The following is a 26,650-nucleotide window of genomic DNA, read 5'->3' on the forward strand; positions in this document are numbered from 1 at the left end:
CACCACTGTAGTTGGCGGAGAGAGTGCAGCTTGGGAAGAAACTTTCCAGGCGATAGTTCGTTGCTTAAAGCGGCTTAAAGTAGAGAGCTTTTCCAGCTTCGTCTCACTCGCCAAGGACATAGGCGTTCAGTGAATAGAGCGCGATGTTGTTAACGACCAGTTAGTCGGTACGGATCCCTTGCACGGCTGAGCGAGAACGATCCGAGTGTGATACCGCCATTGTTTGTCAGACACGGCATTGAGGATCTGTACGCGGATTAGATTTTAATCCCGTATTTTTCTATCAGTCGATAAAGACTGACTCGTGAGATGCCCAGTCTTTCAGCAGCGCGGCTCATGTTGTAGTGGGCGCTTTGAATATTGCTTATGATCGTTTCACGATCGGCTTCGGCGCGGGCTTCCTCGAGGGTTTTTATACTGCGTTCCTTATGCCTCTTATCCAAATTCAGATCGGCTGGCGTCAGCAGGCGATTTTCCGACATGATGACGGCATGACGAATGCAATTCATCAATTCACGGATATTGCCGGGCCAGTCGTGTTGTTGTAATAAATAAAGCGCCTCCGCATTGAAGCCTCTCGGTTTGCGACGGATGTTTCTGGAAAACTCCCGGAAAAAAAACCACACCAAAAGTTCGATATCGGTACCTCTTGTACGTAATGGCGGGATTTCGAGATGAAGCACTCTTATGCGGTAATACAGGTCTTCGCGGAACTTTCCGGCCTGGACGGCCTGAAGCAGATTCACATGGGTTGCGGAAATAATTCGTACATCGATCAGAATTTTTTCCGTGCCGCCAACGCGGACTATCGATCGTTCTTCAAGAAACCGCAACAGATTGACTTGCTGCAGCAATGGCAAGTCGCCAACTTCGTCGAGAAACAAGGTGCCGCCTTGCGCCGCTTCAATGCGGCCGATTCGGCGGCTGTGAGCACCGGTAAATGCGCCTTTTTCCCAGCCGAATAGCTCACCTTGTACCAATTCAGGCGGAAAGGCGCCGCAATTGATGGCGACAAGGGGTTTGCCGCTCCGGCGGGAATGCTTATGAATTGCGTTGGCAATCAGTTCCTTGCCAGTACCGGTTTCACCTTCGATCAGCACCGACAGATCTTCCTTGCTGACTTTTTCTATTTGTTTGTAGAGTTTGTGCATGACCATGCTAGTGCCGATGATGCCCTCAAAACTTTGGCAATTGGTAAATTTCGGGTAACAGCTATAGGCTAATTCGGCCATGCCGTAAGCATGACCGAGCAAAAAATTCAGATGTTCTATATTGATAGGCAGAACGAAGTAATCAAAACAATAGTCAATGATGAAACAGCTACTGTTTGAATAAATCGATGTGTCAATCAGACATTCTTTGGAGAGCCCCATGACCCAATTGATCTTTGGAAATTTGTCACAAAATTTTCTCAGTTCCTGCCAAAATATGTCATCGTGTTGGTTTTCGATCAAACAAAATCCCACCAAGAATTTATTTCTGCTCAACAGAGCAAACGTTTCATCGAAATTGTGGGCAATATAAATTTTCCAATTATTGGCTGTAAGATCTTTGTAGAAATCGGCTTTCGATTGCTGATATTGAAAAATCAGAAGATTGCGTTCCGTGTTGGTCATGATCGTTGCCTTTATTAGATTTTTTTTGAGTTTCACAGTACAACGTAAATAAGACATTTCTAAACAATTGTATGTATCGTGGTGCGAATAATATTTATATCTTGCGATCAGTATTTTTTCAAAACTTAATTTGCTTATCTAATCATTTCATTTCTTTGATTCAAGCATTAATTTCTCGGCTTCTGTTAATAAAAACTCCCTAAATGCATTTGCAACACTGGATAAGCGTTTATTCTTACGATTGACGACATACCAATAACGAACAATGGGAAACCCTTGAACATTAAGAATTTTCAATCGACTCGTTTCCAGCTCCAGTTCCACTGTATGCAACGACATGATACCCAACCCCATGCCCGCCTGCACCGCTTGCTTGATCGCTTCAGTTGTATCTGTTTCCATGCCTTTGTTGATAGCGACCTTATGTGCGGCGAAAAAACGCTCCATGGCACTACGTGTGCCAGAACCGGATTCCCGTACGAGAAAAATTTCCTTGGCCAATCGTTTTACCGGAATAAATCGCTCTTTACACAATGGATGATCCGGCGGTGCCACCACAACCAATGGATTCTCCATAAAAGATTCGCTATCAATATCCAGATTCTCAGGAGGCTGCCCCATAATCGCAAGATCAATCAGATTATCCGCCAGCTGCTTTAACACTGCTTCACGGTTGGAAACATTTAAGCTCACGGTTACACCCTGGTAACGCTGGCAAAATTTCGCTAATAAATGGGGCGCAAAGTAATTCGCCGTGGTGACTACTGAAATATTCAGCTTGCCACGCTCCATCCCTTTTAATTCATCTAAAGCCACTTCCATATCGGATAGCTGTTGAGCAATGGAGCGGCTGTATTGATACAATTCACGTCCCGCTTCGGTCAGATGAGTTCGTTTTCCCAATTGCTCCAATAACGGCAAACCAATATTGTCTTCCAATTGCTTGATTTGCATTGAGACCGCGGGTTGAGTCAAGTGAAGCTCATCGGCTGCGCGCGAATAGCTCAAATGCCGGGCGACTGACTCAAACACTTTCAGTTGGCGTAAGGTAAGGTGCAGCATTTAAGCGATTCAGAAAAATTAAAATATGATATAAGCATAACCTTATTATACATATCAATATTACTTATTTGTTCTTATGTATAAATAGCGCTATAGTGCAATCCATAGGTTTAAATAGTCATGTTTGTTGTTTGTAACACAATCCCCTCTCATTTCTGTCGGGACGGTTGGCTGGAATTGAGCGGAATTTAACTGGAGGAAGAAGCTATGGCAGTAAAAATATATAACGCTGGTGTAAAAGAGTATAGACAAACTTACTGGACTCCTGATTACACCCCATTGGATACTGATATTCTGGCATGTTTTAAAATCACACCACAACCCGGCGTACCTCGCGAAGAAGTAGCGGCTGCGGTAGCTGCGGAATCTTCCACAGGCACATGGACCACGGTATGGACCGATCTGCTGACCGATCTGGACTACTACAAAGGCCGTGCTTACAAGATTGAAGACGTACCTGGAGATGACACCTGTTACTATGCTTTCGTAGCATACCCAATTGATCTTTTTGAAGAAGGCTCTGTCGTTAACGTATTGACCTCGCTGGTAGGTAACGTGTTTGGTTTTAAAGCGCTGCGCGCACTGCGTCTGGAAGATGTCCGTTTCCCGATTGCTTACGTCAAAACCTGCGGCGGACCTCCCGCAGGTATTCAAGTGGAACGCGATCGTTTTAACAAATATGGCCGCGCATTGTTAGGTTGCACCATTAAGCCCAAGCTGGGTCTGTCCGCCAAAAACTATGGCCGTGCCGTATACGAATGTCTGCGTGGCGGCCTGGATCTGACCAAGGACGATGAGAATATTAACAGTCAACCGTTCATGCGTTGGCGCGATCGTTTCCAATTCGTGGTGGAAGCTTGCCAAAAAGCCGAACGTGAAACCGGAGAACGTAAAGGCCACTACCTGAACGTAACAGCGCCAACCCCGGAAGAAATGTACAAACGTGCCGAGTTTGCTAAAGAATTAGGCGCACCGATCATTATGCATGACTACTTGACAGGCGGTTTAACTGCCAATACGGGACTGGCTAACTGGTGCCGCAACAACGGAATGCTGTTGCACATCCATCGTGCTATGCACGCCGTGCTTGATCGCAACCCGCACCATGGCATTCATTTCCGCGTTTTAACCAAAGTACTCCGTCTATCTGGGGGTGATCACCTGCACTCCGGTACCGTGGTCGGCAAACTGGAAGGCGACCGTGCCGCAACCCTCGGCTGGATCGATACCATGCGCGACAAATTCATCAAAGAAGACCGCAGCCGCGGCCTGTTCTTCGATCAGGATTGGGGCTCCATGCCAGGTGTATTCCCGGTCGCATCGGGCGGTATTCACGTTTGGCATATGCCAGCGCTGGTCGCAATCTTCGGTGATGATGCCTGCTTGCAGTTTGGTGGTGGTACCCTGGGTCATCCATGGGGTAACGCTGCGGGTGCTGCCGCTAACCGCGTCGCATTGGAAGCCTGCGTGGAAGCGCGTAATCAAGGCATTGAAATCGAGAAAGAAGGCAAAGCTATTCTGACTAAAGCAGCCAAAAGCAGCCCTGAACTGAAAATCGCCATGGAAACATGGAAAGAGATCAAGTTCGAGTTTGATACGGTTGATAAACTGGACATAGCTCACAAGTAAGAATACATAACTCAAGGAGAATAGTTAATGGTTAACGCTGCTTTTCTCCTTCATCTCTCTAAAGTTTAAGGAATAAATTATGAGCGAAGTAATCGATTACAAATCACGTGTCAGTGATCCGGCAAGCCGCAAATTTGAGACATTCTCTTACCTGCCTGCGATGTCTGACAAAGATATTAAGAAGCAAGTACAGTATTTAGTTAGTAAAGGCTGGAATCCAGCTATCGAACATACAGAACCAGAATATATCATGGACTCCTATTGGTATATGTGGAAGCTGCCCATGTTTGGTGAAACTGATGTAGACCGCGTGCTGGCGGAAGCCGCCGCTTGTCATAAAGCGAATCCGAACAATCATGTCCGTTTGATTGGTTACAACAATTTCAACCAATCGCAAGGCACAGCCATGGTGATATACCGCGGCAAGACTGTCTAGGTAACAGCGGGTTCGTACCCGAGAACCCCCTTTACCTGTAACAGGGTCGGGGGTTTTTTTTGATCAAAATAAAGTACTTATCAGATCGCTATAACAGGAGTTCATCATGAGCAAAATCATTGATCAATACCGTGTGACCGCAGAGCCTTATTACCATCCCGTAGCTGATGAAGTGGAATTATATGAAGCGGCCTATTCCGTGCGCATGCCTATGATGCTGAAAGGTCCTACAGGATGCGGCAAAACCCGTTTTGTTGAACACATGGCGTGGAAACTAAAAAAACCGCTGATTACCGTCGCCTGCAACGAAGATATGACCGCATCCGATTTGGTGGGGCGCTTTCTGCTGGATGCCAATGGCACACGCTGGCAAGATGGTCCGTTGGCTGTCGCCGCACGCTATGGCGCTATCTGCTATCTGGATGAAGTCGTTGAAGCACGCCAGGATACCACCGTGGTAATCCACCCGCTAACCGATAATCGCCGTGTCCTGCCATTGGAGAAAAAAGGCGAACTTGTTCATGCACATGCTGATTTCCAGATTGTCATTTCCTACAATCCGGGTTATCAAAGTTTGATGAAAGACCTCAAGCAATCGACCAAGCAGCGTTTTGGCGCGCTGGATTTCAATTACCCCAGTCATGACATTGAAAGTGAAATTATCGCGCATGAAACCGGCGTATCCACTGAGATTGCAGAAAAACTGGTATCGATTGCCGAACGTGCACGTAATCTGAAAGGGCATGGATTGGATGAGGGCATCTCAACACGTATGCTGATCTACGCCGGCAGTCTCATCGTCAAAAAGGTAAATGCCCATGCTGCTTGCCGCGTTGCCTTGGTGCGCCCCATTACCGATGACCCTGATATGCGTGACGCATTGGATGCCGCTGTATCAACTTTCTTTAATTAAAACTGGACTGATTCATTGCGTACAGTTGCTCAATAATCTTATATAAGAGTGTGTCACGATGAGTATTAATCTGGATGACTACAAAGAATTGCTGGAAGATCTGGAACCGGAATCGGTTGAATTGCTCAGTCATGCCTGGCCTGAGGTAGTGAAAACTTTCTCGGCACGGGGATTGGATAATTATCTGAAAGGCGTCTCGGCACTGGATGGATTGGGCCGCGGACGCAGCCTTGTGGACTGCTGGATTGATGAAATCCCATTGGTCGCCAAAGAAATTGGTGAGGATATCATCAGCGATCTGGCGACTTCCGTGCTTTCACTGGCCTCAAGAACTTCAGGTGCGGTGATCGAACTGGTATTGGCCACCTCCCCGACAGCCGCCAAACGCCTGGGTGATGCCCAGTTATTCCAGAATTACCTGCAATTTCTGAATACCCTGATTGCACAAGCACCGCGCGGCATGCGCCCCATGCTCAACAAACTGGATATCCTGTTCGGGCAACTGACTCTGGGAGGCTTGCGCCGTTGGGCGATGTGGGGAGCCCATGCTCATCGCACGAATTATGAAGAGCAAATGAAGTATTTTGGATTGGAATCCAAGGAATCGCTCGCAGTTCTGCAAAAAGAACGTAAAGGTACGCTGTTTGTCGATGTGCAACGCCGTATCAACATGTATCTGCGCGCACTGTGGGGGCGGGACTTTTTCATGAAACCCACTTCCGGTGATTTTGAATCGCGTGAGGGCTACAAACCTTATATTGAAAATTATTTCATCTACTTACCCGATGCTTATGACAGCCATGGCGATGTCACCGCCACCGAAGTTTATCGAGCCGCCGCCGCACATGCCGCCGCACATCTGGTGGAAACCAGACAGCCCATTTCTGCGGAAGGATTAAATCCGATGCAAATGGCGATAATCTCCGTGATTGAAGATGCACGTATCGAAGAACTTGCCATCCGCCGCTTTCCCGGTCTGCGCAAAACCTGGGCAGCGTTGCATACCGCCACACCGGATATGGCTGCCACGATGGGCGATTATCTCAATCGCCTGGCGCGCGCGCTGCTCGATCCGGATTATCAGGATACGGATCGCTGGATTACGGAAGGCCGCCATCTTTTTGCCGCCACACAGGACAAGCTGGATAGCTATCAAATCTCCTGGGAGATCGGGGTTCAACTGGCCCACAGCTTTAGAGAAAAAAACATTCCCTTTGCCATGCTGACGGATCACCTCACCGCCCCCTATCGCGATGACAACCGCTATTTCTGGGAATTCGAAGAATTTGATTTAAACAAATCATTATCGGCTGGTTATGATGCACCGAAACAAGTGCGCAAATACGTCAACGTGATGGAATTCGCCAACGAAGTCGAAGTGGAATCAGCCGGAGACGATGCGCAGGAAATTTGGGTCATGGGCACCGAATTCTTCCCGTACGAAGACATGGGTGTTTCGTACAACGATATGGAAGGCAAGGAGCCGGTGTCAGCGCCATACCACTACTCCGAATGGGATTACCAGATTCAACTGGAACGCCCTGACTGGGCAACGGTGCAGGAAAAACGCGCCAAGCTGGGCGATATGCAATGTATTGACGACATCGCGCAACAATACAAACGCGAGATTGCGCGCATGAAATTTTTACTGGATGCGATGCAGCCACAAGGAACGCGCCGCATCCGCAAACTGGAAGATGGCGATGAGATCGACATCAACGCAGCGATCCGCTCGATGATCGATATCCGCATGGGCATGCAGCCCGATCCGCGCATCATGATGCGCTCGGTACGCAAAGTGCGTGATATCTCGGTGCTGGTGCTGCTGGATTTATCCGAATCCACCAACGAAAAGGTCGCCGGGCAGGACTACTCGGTGCTGGATCTGACCCGTCAAGCCACCGTATTACTCGCGAACGCCATCAACAAAATCGGCGACCCGTTTGCGATTCACGGCTTCTGCTCGGATGGGCGGCATGACGTGGAATATTACCGTTTCAAGGATTTCGAACAACCCTACAACGAAATCCCCAAGGCCCGCCTTGCCGGCATGACCGGGCAATTATCGACGCGCATGGGCGCCGCCATGCGGCACGCCAGCCATTACCTGAAACTGCAGAAATCCGCAAGAAAACTGCTGCTCGTTATCACCGATGGCGAACCGGCGGACGTTGACGTGCGTGACCCGCAATATCTGCGCCACGATACCAAGAAAGCGGTGGAAGAAGCAGGTCGATCCGGAATCCTTACCTACTGTATGAGCCTGGATCCACGCGCCGATCAATATGTGTCGCGCATCTTCGGCGAACGCAATTATCTGGTAGTGGATCACGTAGAGCGCTTGCCGGAGAAATTACCGGTGTTGTATGCGGGATTAACAAGGTAGATTGCCAAAGTGAATCATATTCCCTGAATCTTATTGAGGTCGAAGCCCCATTTAGCTGAATCTTCGATATTCTCAATACTATCCATCCCCTTTGATAGATCTATAATTTCAATCGGAATATGTGTATTGGCGCGTGTGGAGAAAAAAATTCTAACAATGGGAGTAGTTAATTTTTTTGCCGATTGCTCTATCACTACGCCCAACCGTCCGGACTGGAGCTTTAACAAAGTGCCGGATGGATAAATACCAACCGTCTTAACAAATGCTTGAAAAATCGACTCATCAAAATGCCCTTCTCTCCAAGAAGCCATTTTCCGAATGGACTCAGCTGGCGACCAAGCCGGCTTATAGCAACGATCTGAAGAAATTGCATCATAAACGTCACAAACTGCACCCATGCGCGCAAACAACGTCAATGCATCACCGGATAATTTTTCCGGATAACCTTTTCCATCCACACGCTCATGATGATGCAAGCAAACATCCAAAACCGATTCATGAACCTGGTAACAGGATTTCAGAATTTCCCAGCCGCGTACCGGATGACTTTTCATAATGACAAACTCGTCATCCGTCAGTTTTCCGGGTTTGTTGAGCACCTCATTCGGAATCACCATTTTTCCTATGTCATGCAGCAGTCCGGCAGTACCCGCTTGTTTGATTTGTGCCTCACTTAAGCCTAAGTGCCTCCCCAGCGCAACCATCAGCACGCAAACCGCAACGGAATGCATGTAGGTATATTCGTTAACATTTCTTAACCGGATCAATGTAAGCAATGCATTTGGATTTCGTTCCATTGATTGATTGATTTCATTCACCAATGATTTCGCTTCCTCAATTTCGAGTGCCTTACCCATGCGAACATCGCCAAACATTGCAGCGACCGCTTCTTTAGCTTTATTTTGGATTTTTTTGGCAACATGCAGCTCTTCCTCGACCGAAACCCGTGCAACCGGCTTTTTTATTGACTGTAGCGGCTTAGCGGAAGTCACACCATCAAGGTTCTTCACTTGATTAATTTTAATAACATCCAGGCCTTTACCGGTATCAATCCATATTTCATCCAGATTGCAGCTCACAAGCTTATCCAGATCCTTTTGCTGAACCAGTTTAAAGGACTTTCTCCAGAATGGATGTTCCATCCAATTGCCGCGGATCTCATGAATATACATCCCCAGCCGGACCTCATTGGCTTGCACTTTCTTTATCATCAGGCTCAATATAAAAGTAGAAAATAAATTAATATAATTGATTGATTCAACCCTCAGGCATCAATCACTGATCTGCAAGAAAACAATATATGTACACTTTCTGGTGGAAAAACTAACGACAGGAATGCGGTATTTTATAGATGCATTTATACCGAATACATATTATCTTAATATAATACAGATACTTATACAATGTTAAGTAGAAATCTGCATAATTGGATATTGTTGTATATTAATCAAGCGCATCAATTTTTTTAATTGATTTTTAAATCATGGCGCGTGAATTTGATTCTTCAAATAATACAAACAAAGTTAAAGTTAATGATACTTGACGTGCAACTACTCCAGGCAATCCGCCCCATTTCTTAAAGTACGTCGTGCATAGTATGCAAAAGCCACGGTACTGCGTTGTCCGCGCAGAATCCAGTCGCGTGCTTCGCGCCCTAAATCGGGATCAATCGGCTGAATCTTGCCCGCGCATGCTGCCAGCAAATGCATACGCGCCGCCCGTTCAAAAGCAAGCGCCAGTATACATCCTTCTTCAATACTCGAACTGGCGATCAATAAACCGTGGTGGGCTAACAATAAGGCATGTCTGTTACCGATAGCCTTGGAAATCATTTCGCCTTCATCATTGCCGACCGGAACACCCGGCCACTGGGGCAAGAAAGCCACATCGTCATAGAGCACGCAATTATCCATGTGCGATATTTGCAGCGGCACTTCCAGCATGCTCAACGCAGCGGTATATACGGCGTGCGTATGAATAATGCACTGCACATCGGGCCGTGCGCGATACAGCCAGGAATGGAAGCGATTGGCCGGATTGGCCATGCCATCGCCTTGCAGTACTTCCAAATCTTCATTGACGAGCAATAAATTGCTGGCGCAAATTTCGTCAAAGCCAAACCCCAGCCGTTGCGTCAAATAAGTACCCGATTGCTCACCACGTGCGGTAATTTGTCCGGCTAATCCTGAATCATGCCCGTTATCAAACAAAATCCTGCAGGTCAACGCCAATTTTTGCGCTTGCGTATAATCCGCACCTTGCAAATGTTTATCCATTTGCTTCAGCGATTGCTTGATCAATTGTTCTTTGTTTAGATTGAAAGTGTCATTGCTCATGTGCACTCACTGGATTCTCAAAATTCGCCGGTGTTTGAAGTTAATCGCTCAATCTCCCGCCGGTCGCGCTTGGTTGGGCGTCCTTTGGTAACAAAAGGCTGTGGCTGGGCTTTTAACCGTGCGGCCAGCAGCGCCCGCTGCTCCCGGCTCTCCGCAGTTTCACGATAAAGCTGCTGTGCTTGTGGTGCGGAGCCTCTTTTATTCGACAACTCCAATACTTCAATCGTATATTGATAATTATTAATACGAATTTCCACTTTATCCCCTACTGCAACTGTTTTTGCAGGTTTGACTTTCTGATCATTAAGCGCAATTCGGCCACGATCAATCGCTTCGGCTGCTAATGCACGTGTTTTGAAAAACCGTGCCGCAAACAGCCATTTATCTATACGATATTTCTCACTATTTTCATTGGATTGCATACAATATTAATCTGCAAGATTAGTATTTATTTGAATCTTGTTTTGCAGCGTTTTATGCACCGGGCATTTATTGGCGATCTCCAATAATCGGGCGCGCTGCTGATCGCTCAAATTGCCTGTCAATCGAATGTTCCGGGTTAAGAGTTCAATTTGTGTCTTCTGTTTCTCGCAATCGGCGCAATCTTCGGCATGAATCCGGCTATGCTGCAACTCGACCTGAATATCCTGCACGTCAATTTGCTTGTGATTCGCATACATGCGCAAGGTCATTGAAGTACAACTACCCAACGCAGCAAGCAATAATTCATAAGGATTCAATCCAAGATCAGAACCACCCAATGCAATGGGCTCATCGCTGATCAAACGGTGATGCTGCGTCAAAATCTCACGGGTGAATTTTTTATCGCACTCGCGCACAATCACCATACCCTGCTCGATCGGTGGCCTTGCGGCTTCTTCTTGTCCAACTGATGCTGGATTTGTTTTTAGGTAACGACTGACCCACGCGGATAAGACCTCCGCGACATACTGGGAATCTTGCGGGTTGGATAGCATATGGTCTGCCTGATCCAGCGACACAAAGCTCTTAGGATGCTTGGCCGCAGTAAAGATGCGCGCCGCTTCGTCTATCGAAACGGTGTCATCCAGCGGCGCGTGAAAGATCAGCAGCGCTTTTCTTAACGCGCCAATATGCGCCACAGAATTATATTTTTCCAGATCATCAATGAATTGACGGCGAATGTTCAAACTTCTTCCGCCCAACTTAACCTGCACCGATTGCTGATCTTGTAATTTACGATACGAATTCGCGAACAAATGCTTGACATGCGAGGCGGTTGCCGGCGCTCCGATGGTAATTACCGCCTTAACCGATGACAAATCCTGTGCTGCCGCTAATATGGCGGCGCCACCCAGACTATGCCCGATCAGCAGCTCAGGTGTAGCATAGTGCTGCTCAAGATACTGTGCCGCGGCTAATAAATCCTGCACATTGGAAGAAAAATTGGTATCCGAGAAATCACCTTTGCTCGTACCCAACCCGGTAAAATCAAATCGCAATACTGCGATTCCCCGATCAGCCAGTGCAAAGGCTATCCGTGCTGCCGCCGGATTATCTTTGGAACAAGTAAAACAATGGGCAAATAGTGCATACGATTTAATAGTGCCGGACGGCATTTCCAACAAACCCGTTAATGACTCACCCTGAGAATTCTCAAATACTGCTTTAATACGTGGCATGGACTATCGACCTCTTCACAGCAAGTTAACTTAAATCCTGTTTACCTCCAAGCTATGTCTGAATAGTACCAAAAATGACTGATTAAAACCCGCTCATTTGCATGAATAAAAAACCATTAAATTGCTTAGGGCAGAAATTTAGTGTTCCAAAGGCGTGCTCATGCTCCCAAAACGCCAGGTAAAGCCCTATGACAAGACCAGGGAATTTGCGTGCCACCTGGTCTCAGGCAAATTTTAATTCCTGTACGGAGGATAAAACAGAGCCTTGTTTCTTATTTTTCAACGCCTCATCCAAGTGAAATGTGTTCAAATGTTGAATTCGCATGCAAGAATGATCCTGTAATCTGTCAATTGCGGCTTTTGCGGTCATGATTGTTTCGGAATTCACCGTAACACCGGATAAAATTTGTTGCAAAGTTGCAAGATCTGTAATGATGCCATTCCTATCGATGGAGTGATATTTCGCAACTTCAACTCGATGATTGAATAACTTTGCCGCATTACCCCAAACAGGGTTACTGTGATCGACATTCACTAAGGTTCTGATACCCCACACGATCATTGCGCCGAAAGTTTTTCCAGCCTTCATCTGAGTCAAAATAAATTCGATCACAACGGCTTTGTTTTCAGCAGTAAAGGCATCGCCTAACAAATGATCGACAATTTTTGTGACATTATGGCCATTGTAGTGCAGAGCCGCTTCGCCCCAGTTGGAGTCGGAGATAGAAACCTAGGATAAGACACTGATAAATTACGAAATTAATTCCTCCTGAGAAGATCCGGCTGACATTTTATTAATCATATAATCGCTGATTAGTGCCTTATTTTTATCTGATATTCGATTACCAAACAAATCCTTTATCAGGGCTTCGGAAAAATCGATTGGAGAAAGGTTATCATCATACTGTTTATCAAAAAACAGGATACTTTCCGCCAATGATTGCGCCAAATTTTCCAGCGCTTGACCATTTTTCAGTTGAATGGTGAGATAATTAAGATTGCTTGCGCCTGGAGGCGCGTTGAACATTGCCAATATAAGCTGAAGAATTGAGGTTTGTTGTGTAATAAGCAGTGGCATAGACTGGTATTCCCCGCAAGAATATAAGTACTAAAAAGAATAATGAGATGGATACCACTTTTGGAATTTAAGTTTCATTTTCCTTCCAGTAGTTCCAGAAAATCGACAAATAATTATTCAATGCTCAATTGCAGTTTTTTGGAAATTATCGACAAGCAAATGTAATACACTATCGATAAATCATTACATAGCAGCAGGCGTACTATTGCATTATCGTTTAAGGCGCCCCTATTGGCAATGTGGCATATTGTCGCACTCGAAAACCGACAGGCTTAACATATTCAAGTAAAAAAATTTTTATGACATCGTTCCGAATACTTATTAGAGAATGTATAAGCAATGGCGTTTGGCATGGCCGATGAACTGCAAATGGGCGATAGCATGCGTGGCTTTCCTGCTGTAGCTGCTTTGCAAGAACTGCGTCAAATTGTACTTGAATCAGGCCGAAAACTGGCAAGAGAAGAAACTGATGCGATTACTGGAGAAGAACCGCATACTTTAAAAATTGAACAAGCGGTTAATCGTTGACATCAGCCGAAGAGGATCAATGAATCTTTGCCAGTCTGACACCTAGTGATTTACAGAGTATTCAAAAGAGCACGCAATGTTTTGCAAAAGCTCGTTTGATTAAAAATAACCCAAGGAGAGCAGCGTGTTCTTTACCAAGGATGTTCACAAAATCAGCATCGTAGGGGGTCTATTGTTATTGGGATTGACACTGACAACCGGAATCACAGTTTATAATGCGATGCGCCAGCAGATTGAAACTGTATTGGGCAGGGGGTTGACTGGAGCCCTGGAAGGTAAGGCTTTATTATTTCAAACGAGAGTAGAAAAAGGAATAGAAGACACCCGTGCACTGGCTCTCAGGCCCTTTATTGTTCAGTTTATGCAGGATTTAAATGATAATATCGATAATGAAACCGCCAGTAACAATCTTACTCGTAATGTAAATTCCCTTACACTGATAGGTTTCAGTGCTGCTGCAGTTTATGACCGGAACAACAACGTATTATCCCAGGTTGGCGTATTCAGCTCGAACGAGAATCCCATAATACCCTTGGATAGTGACGAAAACTCCAAGCTTATTTGGGATAATGTTTTTGTACTGCGCGTAACCGTTAACGTCTTTAACCAGGGAAACAGAATTGGAAGGATCACTACGGAAACACGATTGCCTAATTTGACCCGAAGTTTCAGGGACATTCAATCTATTGGAAAGAGCGTGGAATTTCTAATCTGCGCCAAATTGTCAGAAAATCGTCAAGCCATCGCATGTCTTATCAATAGTCCCGGTTCTATCAGATTTACACACTTAGGGATAAGCTATAACAAAGAAGGAGGTGTTTCCCCAAAAGAAATGGCGCTAGAGGGGAAGAGCGGTGTTGCTTCCGCAGTCGATTATAGAAATGTTCCCGTTATTGAGGCATTTACTCCATTACCCGCTTTTGGCATTGTGATGTTGCTGAAATTGGACCAGGATGAATTATTTATGCCGGTTACTGATCGATTAAAAGATATCACTTTCTATTTGGTCGCGTTGATTCTTGCTGAAATTCTATTATTGAACTGGTTTATCAGAAAACTCATAAGCTCTGAAAAGGAAGCGCGTCAATCAAAGGTTAAAGCTGAAGAATATTCTATTGAATTAACCAATAAAGAGAAGGAATTACGTAAAAGGCTAAAGGAAATAACCTGCCTTTATGAGATACGCCAGGAAATGGAACTGGAGGTATCAATCGACGGAGTATGTCAGAAAATTTTCAAGCATCTGATCCCCGCTTTACAATTTCCGCATACCAGCGTAGCCGAAATTTTAATCAATGACAAGCGATATATTTCTCAGAATTATGATAAAAATCAAGATATTGAGTCAAAATCTACTAATCTTATTGAAATAATAAGACCCGTCAGATCAAGCGATAGAAAATCTATTTTTAATTTTTTTATTCATTCCGACATCTATATTAATCATAAGAATCATGGATACTTACGGGTTTACTACACGCAGGATGCGCAAAGCTCCAATACTGAAGAACAAAAACTTATCGATGCTATCGCAAGTGTTCTAGAAGGTTGGATCGAGCTTAGGCAGGTGGAGGAAGCTTTGGTATCCGTTGCTGAAGGCCAGGTTCATAAGATTGGGCAAGAATTGCACGATAATATTGGTCAGCAAATAGCCGCGGTTGCATTTCAAGCAAGCGTACTGGAAGTGCAAACCGGTGATACGAATGTACCGCGCGCGAGAATTTCGGAATTGGCAGCATCCATTGCGCTACAAACTCAAAATCTCGTGGTAAATATTAAGCAACTTTCAAAAGTTCTATTACCTTTCGAATTAGAAACGAATGGATTGATTTCCGCTCTGCAAACACTCGCAACTAGAATAAGCGAGACGTATAATGTCACCTGTAAATTTACCAACAATATTAGCGATGAGGACGTGGGTAGCGTAATAGCGCTGAATATGTATAGAGTTGCCCAAGAAGCGATTAATAATGCAGTAATTCACGGTAAAGCAAGGCATATATCAATTTCTTTAACCATAGAAGAATCAAATGAAAAACTTCTGCACCTCACGATTAGTGATGATGGTCAAGGTTTCGATGAATCCGAGTCTGGTTCAGAAGAAGATTTATTTTCTGGAATGGGAATAAAGATTATGCATTACCGTGCAAAACAATTGGATGGCAAGTTAAAAATCTTAAGACGAAATGTAAGTGGTGTAGAAGTGCATTTCATAGTTCCAGTAAATCAAGGTGACAATTAGTACCAAATCAAAAATAATGTTGGTTGATGATCACGCCATGATTAGACATGGCATGGCAATGCTGATTAACATGGAAGCGGATATGGAAGTCTCCTGTGAAGCCGGAGATGGTCCGGAAGCCATTGAAATTATCAAGAAAAATATCAAGGAAAACATTCCTATTGATATATTGATATTGGATGTTTCGCTTAAATCAGTATCCGGACTTGAAATAATCAAAAGCGTCCAATCCTTGGCCCCTTCATTGCCGGTATTATTTATTTCGATGCATGATGAGTCTGTCTATGCTGAACGTGCATTAAGAGCCGGCGCCCGTGGATATGTTATGAAACAGGAGCCCAGGAATGTTCTGATAGCAGCGATTCGTGAAGTATTGAAAGGTAATATTTTTCTGAGTAAAAGTATGCAAGAACAGGTATTAAAGCGAATTGCAGTGAGAGGCTATGAGCAAGAAGCTACGGTAAGTGCGCTGACTCCCAGTGAATTCGAGGTATTTCACTTAATTGGTCTTGGCTATAACAGCCATGAAATTTCGAACTTATTATCCCGTAGCGTTAAAACGATCGAAACACATCGATTTAATATTCGTACTAAATTGAAATTGAGAGATACGGGGGATTTAATACGCTATGCAACTAAATGGTTTGCGGATAAATAACAAAACCCATGGCTCTGAAATCTCAGCACTGCAGAACGAAGAAAACTGCCGCAAAAGTACCTGCTGGATATTGCTAGACCGCCCGTAAATCTGGTGATCTTTTAGATAAGATGCTGAAAAGGCCGCTTGCTGACATAACAATTAACAGCCAGTAGTCCAATAAGTTATCTGTAGTAATGCAAACCTGATCTGACAGGTTGTTTTATCAAAATGAGCATCTGCCGGATCTGGTTTGCACTACTACAGATTATGTCGCTGTCAGTCTAAAAAAGACTAGATATTTATTTTATGAGACGACGTGACGCTTTTTTTGGATAAAAACTACTCAATAATAAGTAGATAATAAACAGGGCCGATCCCATCAGAACTTCGTCACTTAACAGAGCACTGCCCATATTAACGTTGATCGCAGGATGCTCAATATTCACATACATTACAAATAATGTAAGCAACATCGTCATTAAAGAAAAAACAAAGATTTTTTGAATTGTCATTTTAACCTCCCGTTATAAAATAAAATAATTTGCGGATAGTGATCTGAATCGTAATTAATTGATCCTTACCAGCATTATTGAACAATCCACTTTCTTAATTAGCTCCTCTGCTACAGAGCCAGAGAAAAAACGATCAAGCCCTTTTCGGTTTGAGGTGCCAACTACGAGCAAGTCCGCTTTCCATTCAGTTGCTGATTCCGCAATTGCCATACTGATCGCATTCAGGCCGTACTGATCATCAACGACGAGAAGTTTTGTTTCGATTTCCAGGTCATTGATATTCGATTTTGCCTTTTCCAATACTGCAAGCCCTGCTTCCTGGCTGGACTGAAGATCATCATTATTAATACAATGCGCTATACATAATGATGCCTTGAAAGTTCCAGCAATTTTTGTGGCCGTTGCCAGAGCCTGTTTCGAGAATTCACTCTCATCGATTGCAATATAGACTTTTTTATACATAATTAACTTTTTATGAGATTCATTGATTGGTTTTTGTAGTAACAGCGCATTTGGAACATGTTGCGCGCTGCTACTACAAACCTTACTAAAACATTTCTACTGCAAATTCGAGCTATCATCAGTTTTCAAGCTACGAAAATATCTTTTTACAACTTCTTTGCCAGGCATATTGTCATGCTTCGTATAAACCATATAGTGAATGACAGCATGGATTGCCATGGCAGCCAACAACCCTTCAAAGATACCTACCTTAAACACCAGACCTGCAGTAATCACTGCCAGAATCAATGCATATGAACCATAATGCGTAACGTGGACCAGTCCTGCTATCATCTTGTAGCCGGTGAAAAGCATGATCGCCGCCAGTGCAAATTTTGGCAGAAAATCAAGATATTGCACATTAAAGGTGAAAAAACAAACAACACAACCGATGATCAAAACCGAGAACTTGGTCATCGCGCCAGCCAGTCTGTTAGTTGTACTCTTGGCAAGACCATCCAGATTTGTCATACCATGGAAGAAGCTTGAACCAAGATTGGCAACCCAGATCGCCAGCAAGCTATTGTTGCTGTCGGTTTTGCGTTTCAACGGGTCAATTTTCTCAATCGCCGCATTACTCATTACTTGTTCGATCACATCGACGATTGCCAGCATGGCGCAAAACAGAAGCATGTAAACCATCATCATTACGGTGACATCTGCCGCAGGTAACGGTAGTTTTAAATAAAGATCCACATCTTCTACAGAAATCATAGGAACGCTTACAAATTGCGCTAGAGCTACCCCTCCTATGATGAGCGCGAAGTAAGGAATTGCAGGCTGCTTATCTTTAAATTTTGAAAAAAGAAATAAGAAAAGAGCAACCCCTGTAGCGGATATTCCCACCATTTGTATCCGTGCTTCATTCCAGAAATCCTCGGTAACCATTTCTACTGGAATTTCGTAGGTAAATTCAGAGAATTTCAGAAAAATTTTCAACCCAACACCTGCCAGTAAGCCCTCTACCAGATACACCGGTACCGCCACCAGCAAATACCTCTGCCAATTAAACTTCCATATAACCGCCTGCATTACCGCAGTCATGAAAACACAAAACGCCATATTCTCCCAGCCGAAACTAGCCACTCCAAGCGCCAGAACGGGAGCAAGTCCGGCGGCGATGCCTGGCGACCCTATGTAATTGCCTGGTTTGAACCACGAGAATAACCATCCTATCAGTGAAGCAAACACTACGGTCGCCAAGCCCACTTTAATAGGATAATCAGACATGATCGCTATTCCGATTGTTAACGGAATAGCCATTGCACCCGTTATTAAGCCAGCCGCAGTGTCACGAAAAAAATACTGGGCCTGAAAAGCAGCAGACCCATACCCGCTCGCGTTTATATCTTCCAGATGGCGATTGCTTGCTGAAGACTCTTTCTCTATATGCGTTGCCATAAGTTAATTCCCCTCTCCAAATACAACTAATTTATTAAAAATTATAATTAATGGATTAAGACCCATTTTTTAGTTACCAGGATATTTTTTGTTGCCATGTTCATCAATTTGCCATTCCATTTTTCATGAACTAATTCATAAACATAGATAGTGTTAATGACAAAATTATCCTTTTGCGATACGAGAGCATACTAATCCCGCGTGCAATTGGCTGTACATTGGGCAAAGTATTAAAGTAAACAGGGGAATTAATTATCCGAACTAAAACTATTACTTAGGTTTTCTAAGCATTTCTATTAGATTGGGTAAAAAAAGCGGACGAAGAATTTTGTAAGTGATAGATTTATCAGATTAAAATAGAAAGGGATTGTTGCTAACGATAGCTCAGAAGCTCCGACAAACACTCTATAAAAACCATAGCACCACTTATGATTAAGTCAATGATTATTAAATAAATACCTCCATATCGTCGTGTAAATGAATTTATTTTTCCAGGAAATATTTTCAGTTTGAAATTCTTCTCGAATGAACAAAAAGCTTTATCCGAACTCTCTATATTTCCCTATATAAACTGTGAGCATATAAACTTCCACTGCATGGCATTTTTGAATACCCTCAAAACTCTTTTGTAACTACGGTACGTATAAAGAAGGTTTTGATCAGATAACTTACATATAAGGCGAGAACAATATCGGACAAAAGATAACCCGCAGCAATGCTGGATAATTCTGAAATTAATATAATTGCAGAAACAATCAAAATGATCATATAAGTCTGATTATGAATCATGAAATTACCCTCACATAAAAGCTAATAAAAATTACCTGAGAAACCCGATGAAGCTCATGTACATAACATTATAGACCATATATTAACAAAAAATTCACATTTATTTCACAAAAAATTCACAACATCATAAAACTTCTTGTTTATTAATCACATACGCCCTAATCTCATAACAAATATTTTGATTACCTCCCACTTTAATGCGCTATCTCGAGCTTGAATCCACGAAAGCAATATTGCTAAAGTAATACGGTAGCTATAATGAACACAAAAATATAACGGGAGCTCATTATTTTGAGCTGAATGAAAATAGCGGTATCCTACCGATTAAGCGGATAACAGATGCTTCTGTATCATTTTCAGCTTAATCTGTAATATTGATTCGTAGTTAAACAATCATTCAATTTTCATTTGACGATGGTATCGTCAAATTTTAGCAAAAAGGAATTAACATGCTGCGCGCACTTTTTATGCTGATAGTCTTTGTAGTCTTTGTGAGTATGCTTCAGGGCTGTGCAACTTCCAGAGAAGTGTTTCTTACCGATGGAGCCAAAGGGTATAACATCAATTGCAGTGGCTCTAGAAGAAACTATAGCCACTGCTTGGAAAAAGCCGGGGATATCTGCGGCATGCGGGGATATCACGTGCTGAACCAACAGGGTGATATCGTTCCTTTTCCTCAGGCAATCCGTGAATTTAGAGCAAATGCCCAATCAACTTCAATCGGATTTTTAACGCAATCGGGTTCGATGGTTACTCGCAACCTATTTATCAAATGCAAATAAACGAAAGTACAATCGAAAAAAATACTTTTTCAAGAAAATCCGTCGCCATATTCACACCAGCCAGCGGTACCCCCATCGTGGATAAGCATATTTCAGTTTATTCACACCATACTTCACGCTGCTCGATAAATCGATAACATATCCTGTGCGCGCAATAAGCAATTCCTCGAGAACTCGCGCTTTAATCGATGAATAGACGCACTATCGCAATACATTACAGTGTTTTTACGCTACGCTAAATTAAGTTAGAATATACGCTTTTTAGAATTTATCTTATGGGGGAGTTCCTGAATGTCAATGGCTGACCGTGATGGTGTAATCTGGTATGACGGGAAGATGGTTCCCTGGCGGGATGCCAATACGCATGTATTAACCCATACGCTGCATTATGGCCTGGGCGTTTTTGAAGGGTTGCGCGCCTATGAAACCGCACAAGGATCAGCGATATTCCGCTTGCAGGAACATACTGACCGCTTGTTTAACTCGGCGCATATTTTCATGATGAAAATACCTTATAGCAAGGATGCCATCATGCAGGCGCAATGCGATGTGGTGAAACAAAACCAATTGACTTCCGGTTATATTCGTCCGATCGCTTTCTACGGTGCCGAGGCCATGGGACTATCCGCCAAAACATTATCCGTGCATGTCGCCATCGCCGCCTGGCCGTGGGGTACGTATTTGGGTCCCGAAAGCCTGGAGAATGGCATTCGCGTCAAGACTTCGTCGTTCACCCGGCATCATGTCAACATTAATATGTGCCGCGCCAAGTCAGTAACCACTTACGCCAATTCAATTCTCGCCAATCAGGAAGTTGGACTGGATGGATACGATGAAGCATTGCTGCTGGATGTTGAAGGGTATGTTGCAGAAGGGTCGGGAGAAAATATTTTTATTATCAAACAAGGAAAAATTTATACGCCTGACCTGACTTCCTGCCTGGAAGGCATAACCCGCGCATCCATTATTGAACTGGCGGCAGAAGCGGGTATTCCCGTTATCGAGAAACGCATTACACGCGATGAAGTTTACTGCGCGGATGAGGCATTTTTCACCGGCACCGCTGCTGAAGTAACGCCCATTCGCGAATTGGATAACCGCATTATCGGATCCGGCAAGCGCGGACCGATTACCGCGCAGCTACAAACACTATTTTTTGATTGTGTCAAAGGTAAAGCCAAGAATCACGCCAACTGGCTTACCTTGATTTAATAATGCACCATTGGAGCTAACCTGTATGAATCAACAAACCGATAATAAAGCCCGGGAGATCGAAGTTACTGCTGACGACTTACCACTCCATTGCCCCATGCCGTCGATGCTGTTATGGAATTCCCATCCACGCGTTTTTCTGCCGATTGAGGCCACCGGAGAAGCGCTTTGTCCGTACTGCGGCACCCATTACACGCTGAAAGGCGGGGCCGCACCGGGTCATCACTGAGATCCACTGATTCATGAGGAAACCTGCGTTCTGATGATCCATTGCAATACGATCAATATCGATTTACCATGTTGTATTAACTACTATTTTTCCGGATTTACTAAATAATGCAAACCATTCCTCATGAAATTTTTAAAGCTTATGATATCCGCGGCATTGTCGGTAAAACCATCACTGTAGAAAATGTCGAAAGAATCGGCCATGCCATAGGCTCCGAAGCACGCGCCAGGAATCTGAGCGCGATTGCAATCGGGCGCGATGGCAGGCTATCAGGTACCGAACTTTCTCAGGCGCTTGCACGTGGTATCCGCAACAGTGGAATCGATGTGGTGGATGTCGGCATGGTCGCAACGCCCATGCTCTATTTTGCCGCGCATCAGCTCTGCCAGTATTCCGGCGTAATGGTGACCGGCAGCCATAATCCGCCTGAATATAATGGCTTCAAGATTGTATTGGGCGGTCAGACGCTGGCAGCAGAAACCATTCAGGCGTTACGAATACGTATCGAAAATAATGACTTGACCCACGGCACCGGCAATTATTCCGAGCAAACTATTGTCAGCGCTTATCTCGAACGCATCACCCAGGATATCCAATTGAGCCGTCCGCTCAAAATCGTGGTTGATTGCGGCAATGGCGTAGCGGGTGCATTCGCACCGGCGCTGTATCGCGGTCTGGGTTGTCAGGTCACTGAATTGTTCTGTGATGTGGATGGTTCTTTCCCCAATCATCATCCTGATCCATCCGTACCCGAAAATCTCAATGACGTTATTCATGCGTTAAAAACCACCGATGCCGAAATCGGCCTGGCTTTTGACGGTGATGGCGACCGGCTGGGCATCGTAACCAAGAATGGCAATATCATTAATGCCGACCGCCAGCTGATGCTGTTCGCAGCAGACGTATTATCGAGAAACCCCGGTGAAAAAATCATTTTTGACGTGAAATGCACCCGTAATCTGGCGCCCTGGATTAGTAAGCATGGTGGCACTCCTGTAATGTGGAAAACCGGACACTCATTTATCAAAGCCAAACTCATTGAAGAAAAAGCTCTGCTGGCTGGAGAAATGAGCGGACATTTGTTCTTCAAGGAGCGCTGGTATGGCTTTGACGATGGGCTATATGCCGGTGCACGGTTGCTGGAATTGATGAGCCGCGTAGCGGATATTAACGCTACACTGAACGATCTTCCCGACAGCCTTAACACGCCGGAAATACAGGTACGCACAGCCGAGGGTGAAAATCATGCTTTGATAGCGCAATTACAACAGCGGGCAGTTTTTAGTAATCCGCAACAAGTCATTACTATTGATGGACTACGCGTCGAATACAGCGATGGATTTGGTCTGGCGCGCGCTTCCAATACCACACCCGTGATCGTGTTGCGCTTTGAAGCGGATAATGAAGCCGCGCTCAAACGTATCCAGGAAGATTTTCGCCACAATATTCTACAAGTAAAGCCGGATGCTCAATTACCTTTCTAGTTTGCAATAATACCGCGGCAGATCATGTACATTGCCATTGCTCAGATTAATTGCACGGTAGGGGATATTGCAGGAAATGCAGCCAAAATACTGGCTGCGGTGAAACAAGCCCGGAAAGCGGGCGCAACGTTGATCATCACGCCCGAACTGGCTTTATCCGGATATCCTCCCGCGGATTTGCTGCTGCGCGAAACATTTTGCCAATTGTGCCAGCGCGCCCTTACAGAACTGGCACAAGCGATTGACGACATCACGCTGATCGTGGGTCACCCCAGTTTCGACGAGAACAAGCTTTATAACGCCGCCTCGATCATTCATAAAGGTCAGATTCAACATACCTATCACAAAAGAATTCTTAATAAATCGCCTTTCTTTAACGAAACCTATTACTTTGATGCCGGCACTCAACCCTACTTGCTTGAACTGGAAGGCGTCAAATTCGGCATTGATATTTGCGCCGATTTCTGGCTCGGTCATTTGCCCGCGGAAACAGACCACCCCCAGCCGGATATCGTATTGGTGCTCAATGCTTCAGCCTATCATATCAACAAGCAAGTATCCCGCTATCAAACCACGCACCAATTCATCAAGCATACCGGCATCCCCGTTATTCACACCAACCTGATCGGCGGGCAAGATGAACTGGTTTTTGATGGCGCATCGTTTGCCATGAATGGACAAGGCGAACTTACGCATCAACTGGATGAATTTTCTGAAACCATCGAGTTAATCGAAATTCGGAACAAGCAACCGGTAAAAGGCAAATTAATGCCGGCACAATCCCCTGTCGCCAGTATCTATCAGGCATTATGTTTAGGCGTTCGCGACTATGTCCGGAAAAACGGTTTCCCCGGCGTGTTACTGGGACTCTCCGGCGGGGTGGATTCGGCGCTCGCACTCGCGATTGCGGTGGATGCATTAGGCGCAGACCAGATCAGAACCGTCATGATGCCAACGCGATATACCGCCAGCATGAGTCTGGAAGACGCCAATGAAATGGTGGAATTATTAGGGGTTAAGCATATCGAATGCGACATAGAGCCCCTATTCGACTTATATCTAAGGAAAATTGCCGGGGATTTTCATATTTCACCGGACCTGGCTGATTTTAATACCATGCCGGAAAATATTCAGGCGCGCATCCGCGGCACCTTATTAATGGCGCTATCCAATTATACCGGCTCAATGGTGCTGACTACGGGCAACAAATCGGAAATGGCAGTGGGCTATTGCACCCTGTATGGTGACATGGCGGGCGGCTTTGCGGTATTAAAGGATATCAGCAAGACCCTGGTTTATCAGTTATGTGAATACCGGAATCAAATCCAACGTGTTATCCCTGAACGCATCATCCACCGCGCGCCATCGGCTGAGTTGCGCTTGAATCAGACCGATCAGGACAACTTGCCAGCGTATGAAATTTTGGATGGAATCATCGAAGCCTATGTAGAGAAAAATCTTACTCCGGCTGAAATCATTGCATTGCATTACGACGAAGCCGATGTCACCAAAGTCATCCAATTAATCCATAGTAACGAATACAAACGCCGCCAGTCTCCTCCGGGCATACGCATCACGCACTGCGATTTTGGAACAGCATGGCGTTATCCCATCGTATCGTATTCCAAAACTTGGGCAACCTTCACTGCAGAGTAAGCATCCACGGAACTCGGAAAACAAATCGATATCCTATTATCATGAAATTAGCGTGTTTGATAATTGTGCTATCGATCTTTTTTTCGATCAATGCCTTAGCACATGAATTGCCCGAATTAGGAGACGTATCGCAAGCTTCCATTACACCCCACCAGGAACGGCAGCTGGGCTTGAGAATCATGCGTCAGATCCGTGCCGATCCAAGTTATATGGATGATCCCGAGATCGCCAGTTATCTTGGCAATCTGGGTCATAAATTAATCGCCAATTCAAATGAAGCCAATGCAAATCAATTATTTGAGTTTTTCGCGCTCGATAATCCGGCAATCAACGCATTTGCATTACCCGGAGGTTTTATGGGGTTCAACAGCGGTCTGATTATTGCCGCGCAAAGCGAATCGGAATTAGCCGCCGTAATGTCGCATGAAATTGCGCATGTCACGCAAAAACACCTGGCACGCATGATCGCTGCGCAGAAATACGATCTGGTCAAATACATAGCAGCGCTGGCAGTCGCCATCGTCGCCTCGCGCGCTGATGCACAGGCAAGCCAGGCCGTATTGATTGCCTCACAAGCCAGCATGATCCAATCAAAACTGGATTTCACCCGTAACCATGAAAAAGAAGCTGATCGTATCGGTTTAAGCATTCTATTAGACGCAGGATTTGATCCGCAAGGCATGGCAGCTTTCTTTGAACGCTTGCAACGCGCTGGACGTTTTCATGAAAATGGCGCGCCTTCCTACCTGCGCACACATCCGATCACCTATGAACGCATCGCGGATATTCAGAATCGCACGCGTGAAATGCCTTACCGGCAAGTTCCGGACAGCCTCGATTTTTTACTGGTACGCGCCAAATTACGTGCATTGCAAGGAAATGCACGTGATACCGCACGGCAATTCAAAGCCCGCTTGGCCGAGAAACGCTATGGCAATGAGGCGGTTGAACATTATGGTTATATTCATGCGCTACTGCGCGCAAAAAAATACAAGCAAGCCGACGCTGAACTCACGCTCCTGTATCAGGTTTTGCATAACGATCCAACTGCATCTGCGCTGACTAATCATCAGTTGGGAAAAACCGTACGCATCGAATCCAGAAATGTTATCGCCGGTGCGATGATTGAAACACTTTCGGCTCGGGTTAAACTGGCCAATGGAGCAACAGCCGAAGCTTTCAGTGTCTACAAAACAGCATTAAAAATTTATCCGCAATACCGGGCACTGATTCATGGCTATGTACAAGCATTAATAGAAAACGAAAAAATTGAGGCAGCGCTTGAATTTATTACCCGGAAATTACAACTGATACAAAATGATCCGCAATTGTTTAGCCTGCAAGCCCAATGTTATGAGCTATTAGGTGATAAAATGCTCAAGCATCGTGCGCTCGCCGAGTCTTATCTGCTAAAAGGACACTACGCGGGTGCTGTTGATCAACTGAAAACCGCGCTACAAAATAGTAATGGTAATTTCTACCAACTTTCCAGTGTGGAAGCACGTTTGAAGCACGTAGAAATACTCCGGGAAGAAGCAGATAAAGCGGAAAAATAAC

Annotated in this window: 24 protein-coding genes; 13 read left to right on the forward strand and 11 right to left on the reverse strand. The window is 44.8% G+C overall.

The genetic code is table 11. The features are described 5' to 3' along the window. Positions 1-257: 257 nt before the first annotated feature. Positions 258-1,616, reverse strand: a complete 1,359-nt coding sequence (locus C4S39_RS03215) for a sigma-54 dependent transcriptional regulator (RefSeq protein ID WP_181023737.1) — start codon at positions 1,614-1,616, stop codon at positions 258-260. A gap of 147 nt (positions 1,617-1,763) precedes the next feature. After that, complete coding sequence (locus C4S39_RS03220) at positions 1,764-2,678, reverse strand: LysR family transcriptional regulator (protein ID WP_103965609.1); 915 nt, start codon at positions 2,676-2,678, stop codon at positions 1,764-1,766. 207 nt (positions 2,679-2,885) lie between these two features. Here C4S39_RS03220 and C4S39_RS03225 point away from each other — a divergent pair, with 207 nt between their 5' ends. The 4 genes from C4S39_RS03225 to C4S39_RS03240 all read left to right on the forward strand — a co-directional run bounded on the left by C4S39_RS03225 (position 2,886) and on the right by C4S39_RS03240 (position 8,042). Beyond that, positions 2,886-4,307 carry a form I ribulose bisphosphate carboxylase large subunit gene (locus C4S39_RS03225; RefSeq protein WP_103965610.1) on the forward strand — a complete coding sequence of 474 codons (1,422 nt, stop codon included), beginning with the start codon at positions 2,886-2,888 and terminating at the stop codon, positions 4,305-4,307. A gap of 79 nt (positions 4,308-4,386) precedes the next feature. Beyond that, positions 4,387-4,743: a ribulose bisphosphate carboxylase small subunit gene (locus C4S39_RS03230; RefSeq protein WP_103965611.1), complete on the forward strand. Its 357-nt coding sequence runs from the start codon at positions 4,387-4,389 to the stop codon at positions 4,741-4,743. 106 nt (positions 4,744-4,849) lie between these two features. Further along, on the forward strand, positions 4,850-5,656 hold the full coding sequence (locus tag C4S39_RS03235; RefSeq protein WP_103965612.1) for a CbbQ/NirQ/NorQ/GpvN family protein: 807 nt from the start codon (positions 4,850-4,852) through the stop codon (positions 5,654-5,656). Positions 5,657-5,714: 58 nt separating this feature from the next. Next, on the forward strand, positions 5,715-8,042 hold the full coding sequence (locus tag C4S39_RS03240; RefSeq protein ID WP_103965613.1) for a nitric oxide reductase activation protein NorD: 2,328 nt from the start codon (positions 5,715-5,717) through the stop codon (positions 8,040-8,042). A gap of 14 nt (positions 8,043-8,056) precedes the next feature. Here the strand turns inward: C4S39_RS03240 and C4S39_RS03245 are convergent, their stop codons facing one another. The 6 genes from C4S39_RS03245 to C4S39_RS03270 all read right to left on the reverse strand — a co-directional run bounded on the left by C4S39_RS03245 (position 8,057) and on the right by C4S39_RS03270 (position 13,117). Next, positions 8,057-9,253 (reverse strand): HD-GYP domain-containing protein, encoded by a 1,197-nt coding sequence (locus C4S39_RS03245; RefSeq protein WP_103965614.1) that lies wholly within the window; start codon positions 9,251-9,253, stop codon positions 8,057-8,059. Positions 9,254-9,592: 339 nt separating this feature from the next. Beyond that, on the reverse strand, positions 9,593-10,378 hold the full coding sequence (locus tag C4S39_RS03250) for an aldolase (RefSeq protein WP_103965615.1): 786 nt from the start codon (positions 10,376-10,378) through the stop codon (positions 9,593-9,595). Between the two features lie 17 nt (positions 10,379-10,395). Further along, complete coding sequence (locus C4S39_RS03255) at positions 10,396-10,800, reverse strand: RNA-binding S4 domain-containing protein (RefSeq protein ID WP_103965616.1); 405 nt, start codon at positions 10,798-10,800, stop codon at positions 10,396-10,398. A 6-nt stretch (positions 10,801-10,806) separates the two neighbouring features. After that, positions 10,807-12,039, reverse strand: a complete 1,233-nt coding sequence (locus C4S39_RS03260; RefSeq protein WP_103965617.1) for a bifunctional alpha/beta hydrolase/OsmC family protein — start codon at positions 12,037-12,039, stop codon at positions 10,807-10,809. Between the two features lie 223 nt (positions 12,040-12,262). Further along, positions 12,263-12,652, reverse strand: coding sequence for a hypothetical protein (locus C4S39_RS03265; RefSeq protein ID WP_146059736.1), 390 nt, complete (start codon positions 12,650-12,652; stop codon positions 12,263-12,265). A 138-nt stretch (positions 12,653-12,790) separates the two neighbouring features. After that, positions 12,791-13,117 (reverse strand): hypothetical protein, encoded by a 327-nt coding sequence (locus tag C4S39_RS03270; protein ID WP_103965619.1) that lies wholly within the window; start codon positions 13,115-13,117, stop codon positions 12,791-12,793. Between the two features lie 351 nt (positions 13,118-13,468). Between C4S39_RS03270 and C4S39_RS15230 the strand changes: the two genes are divergently transcribed. The 3 genes from C4S39_RS15230 to C4S39_RS03280 all read left to right on the forward strand — a co-directional run bounded on the left by C4S39_RS15230 (position 13,469) and on the right by C4S39_RS03280 (position 16,545). Next, positions 13,469-13,645 carry a hypothetical protein gene (locus C4S39_RS15230; RefSeq protein ID WP_181023738.1) on the forward strand — a complete coding sequence of 59 codons (177 nt, stop codon included), beginning with the start codon at positions 13,469-13,471 and terminating at the stop codon, positions 13,643-13,645. 124 nt (positions 13,646-13,769) lie between these two features. Further along, positions 13,770-15,887, forward strand: a complete 2,118-nt coding sequence (locus C4S39_RS03275; protein ID WP_103965620.1) for a sensor histidine kinase — start codon at positions 13,770-13,772, stop codon at positions 15,885-15,887. Positions 15,888-15,903: 16 nt separating this feature from the next. Continuing rightward, entirely contained in the window at positions 15,904-16,545 is a 642-nt protein-coding gene (locus tag C4S39_RS03280) for a response regulator (RefSeq protein ID WP_181023742.1), read from the forward strand. 281 nt (positions 16,546-16,826) lie between these two features. On the opposite strand, the gene C4S39_RS03285 is transcribed toward C4S39_RS03280, so the two are convergent. The 3 genes from C4S39_RS03285 to C4S39_RS03295 all read right to left on the reverse strand — a co-directional run bounded on the left by C4S39_RS03285 (position 16,827) and on the right by C4S39_RS03295 (position 18,941). Continuing rightward, on the reverse strand, positions 16,827-17,039 hold the full coding sequence (locus C4S39_RS03285; RefSeq protein WP_103965622.1) for a hypothetical protein: 213 nt from the start codon (positions 17,037-17,039) through the stop codon (positions 16,827-16,829). Between the two features lie 54 nt (positions 17,040-17,093). After that, a complete protein-coding gene (locus C4S39_RS03290) occupies positions 17,094-17,501 on the reverse strand; it encodes a universal stress protein (protein WP_103965623.1) in 408 nt (135 codons plus the stop codon). 96 nt (positions 17,502-17,597) lie between these two features. Further along, complete coding sequence (locus C4S39_RS03295; protein WP_103965624.1) at positions 17,598-18,941, reverse strand: SulP family inorganic anion transporter; 1,344 nt, start codon at positions 18,939-18,941, stop codon at positions 17,598-17,600. A 1,238-nt stretch (positions 18,942-20,179) separates the two neighbouring features. Between C4S39_RS03295 and C4S39_RS03300 the strand changes: the two genes are divergently transcribed. The 6 genes from C4S39_RS03300 to C4S39_RS03325 all read left to right on the forward strand — a co-directional run bounded on the left by C4S39_RS03300 (position 20,180) and on the right by C4S39_RS03325 (position 26,649). Further along, positions 20,180-20,512, forward strand: a complete 333-nt coding sequence (locus C4S39_RS03300; protein ID WP_103965625.1) for a hypothetical protein — start codon at positions 20,180-20,182, stop codon at positions 20,510-20,512. A 291-nt stretch (positions 20,513-20,803) separates the two neighbouring features. Further along, complete coding sequence (locus C4S39_RS03305; protein WP_103965626.1) at positions 20,804-21,724, forward strand: branched-chain amino acid transaminase; 921 nt, start codon at positions 20,804-20,806, stop codon at positions 21,722-21,724. A gap of 25 nt (positions 21,725-21,749) precedes the next feature. Beyond that, a complete protein-coding gene (locus C4S39_RS03310; protein WP_103965627.1) occupies positions 21,750-21,953 on the forward strand; it encodes a zinc-finger domain-containing protein in 204 nt (67 codons plus the stop codon). A gap of 107 nt (positions 21,954-22,060) precedes the next feature. Beyond that, the gene (locus C4S39_RS03315) at positions 22,061-23,437 is read left to right on the forward strand and encodes a phosphomannomutase/phosphoglucomutase (protein ID WP_103965628.1); all 1,377 of its coding nucleotides are present in this window, start codon (positions 22,061-22,063) and stop codon (positions 23,435-23,437) included. 24 nt (positions 23,438-23,461) lie between these two features. Further along, positions 23,462-25,093, forward strand: a complete 1,632-nt coding sequence (locus tag C4S39_RS03320) for an NAD+ synthase (protein WP_103965629.1) — start codon at positions 23,462-23,464, stop codon at positions 25,091-25,093. A 41-nt stretch (positions 25,094-25,134) separates the two neighbouring features. Further along, complete coding sequence (locus C4S39_RS03325; RefSeq protein ID WP_103965630.1) at positions 25,135-26,649, forward strand: M48 family metalloprotease; 1,515 nt, start codon at positions 25,135-25,137, stop codon at positions 26,647-26,649. Position 26,650 lies beyond the last annotated feature (1 nt).

Origin of the sequence: Nitrosomonas ureae, from assembly GCF_900108305.1 — a bacterium.
GTDB classification, from domain to species: domain Bacteria; phylum Pseudomonadota; class Gammaproteobacteria; order Burkholderiales; family Nitrosomonadaceae; genus Nitrosomonas; species Nitrosomonas ureae_B.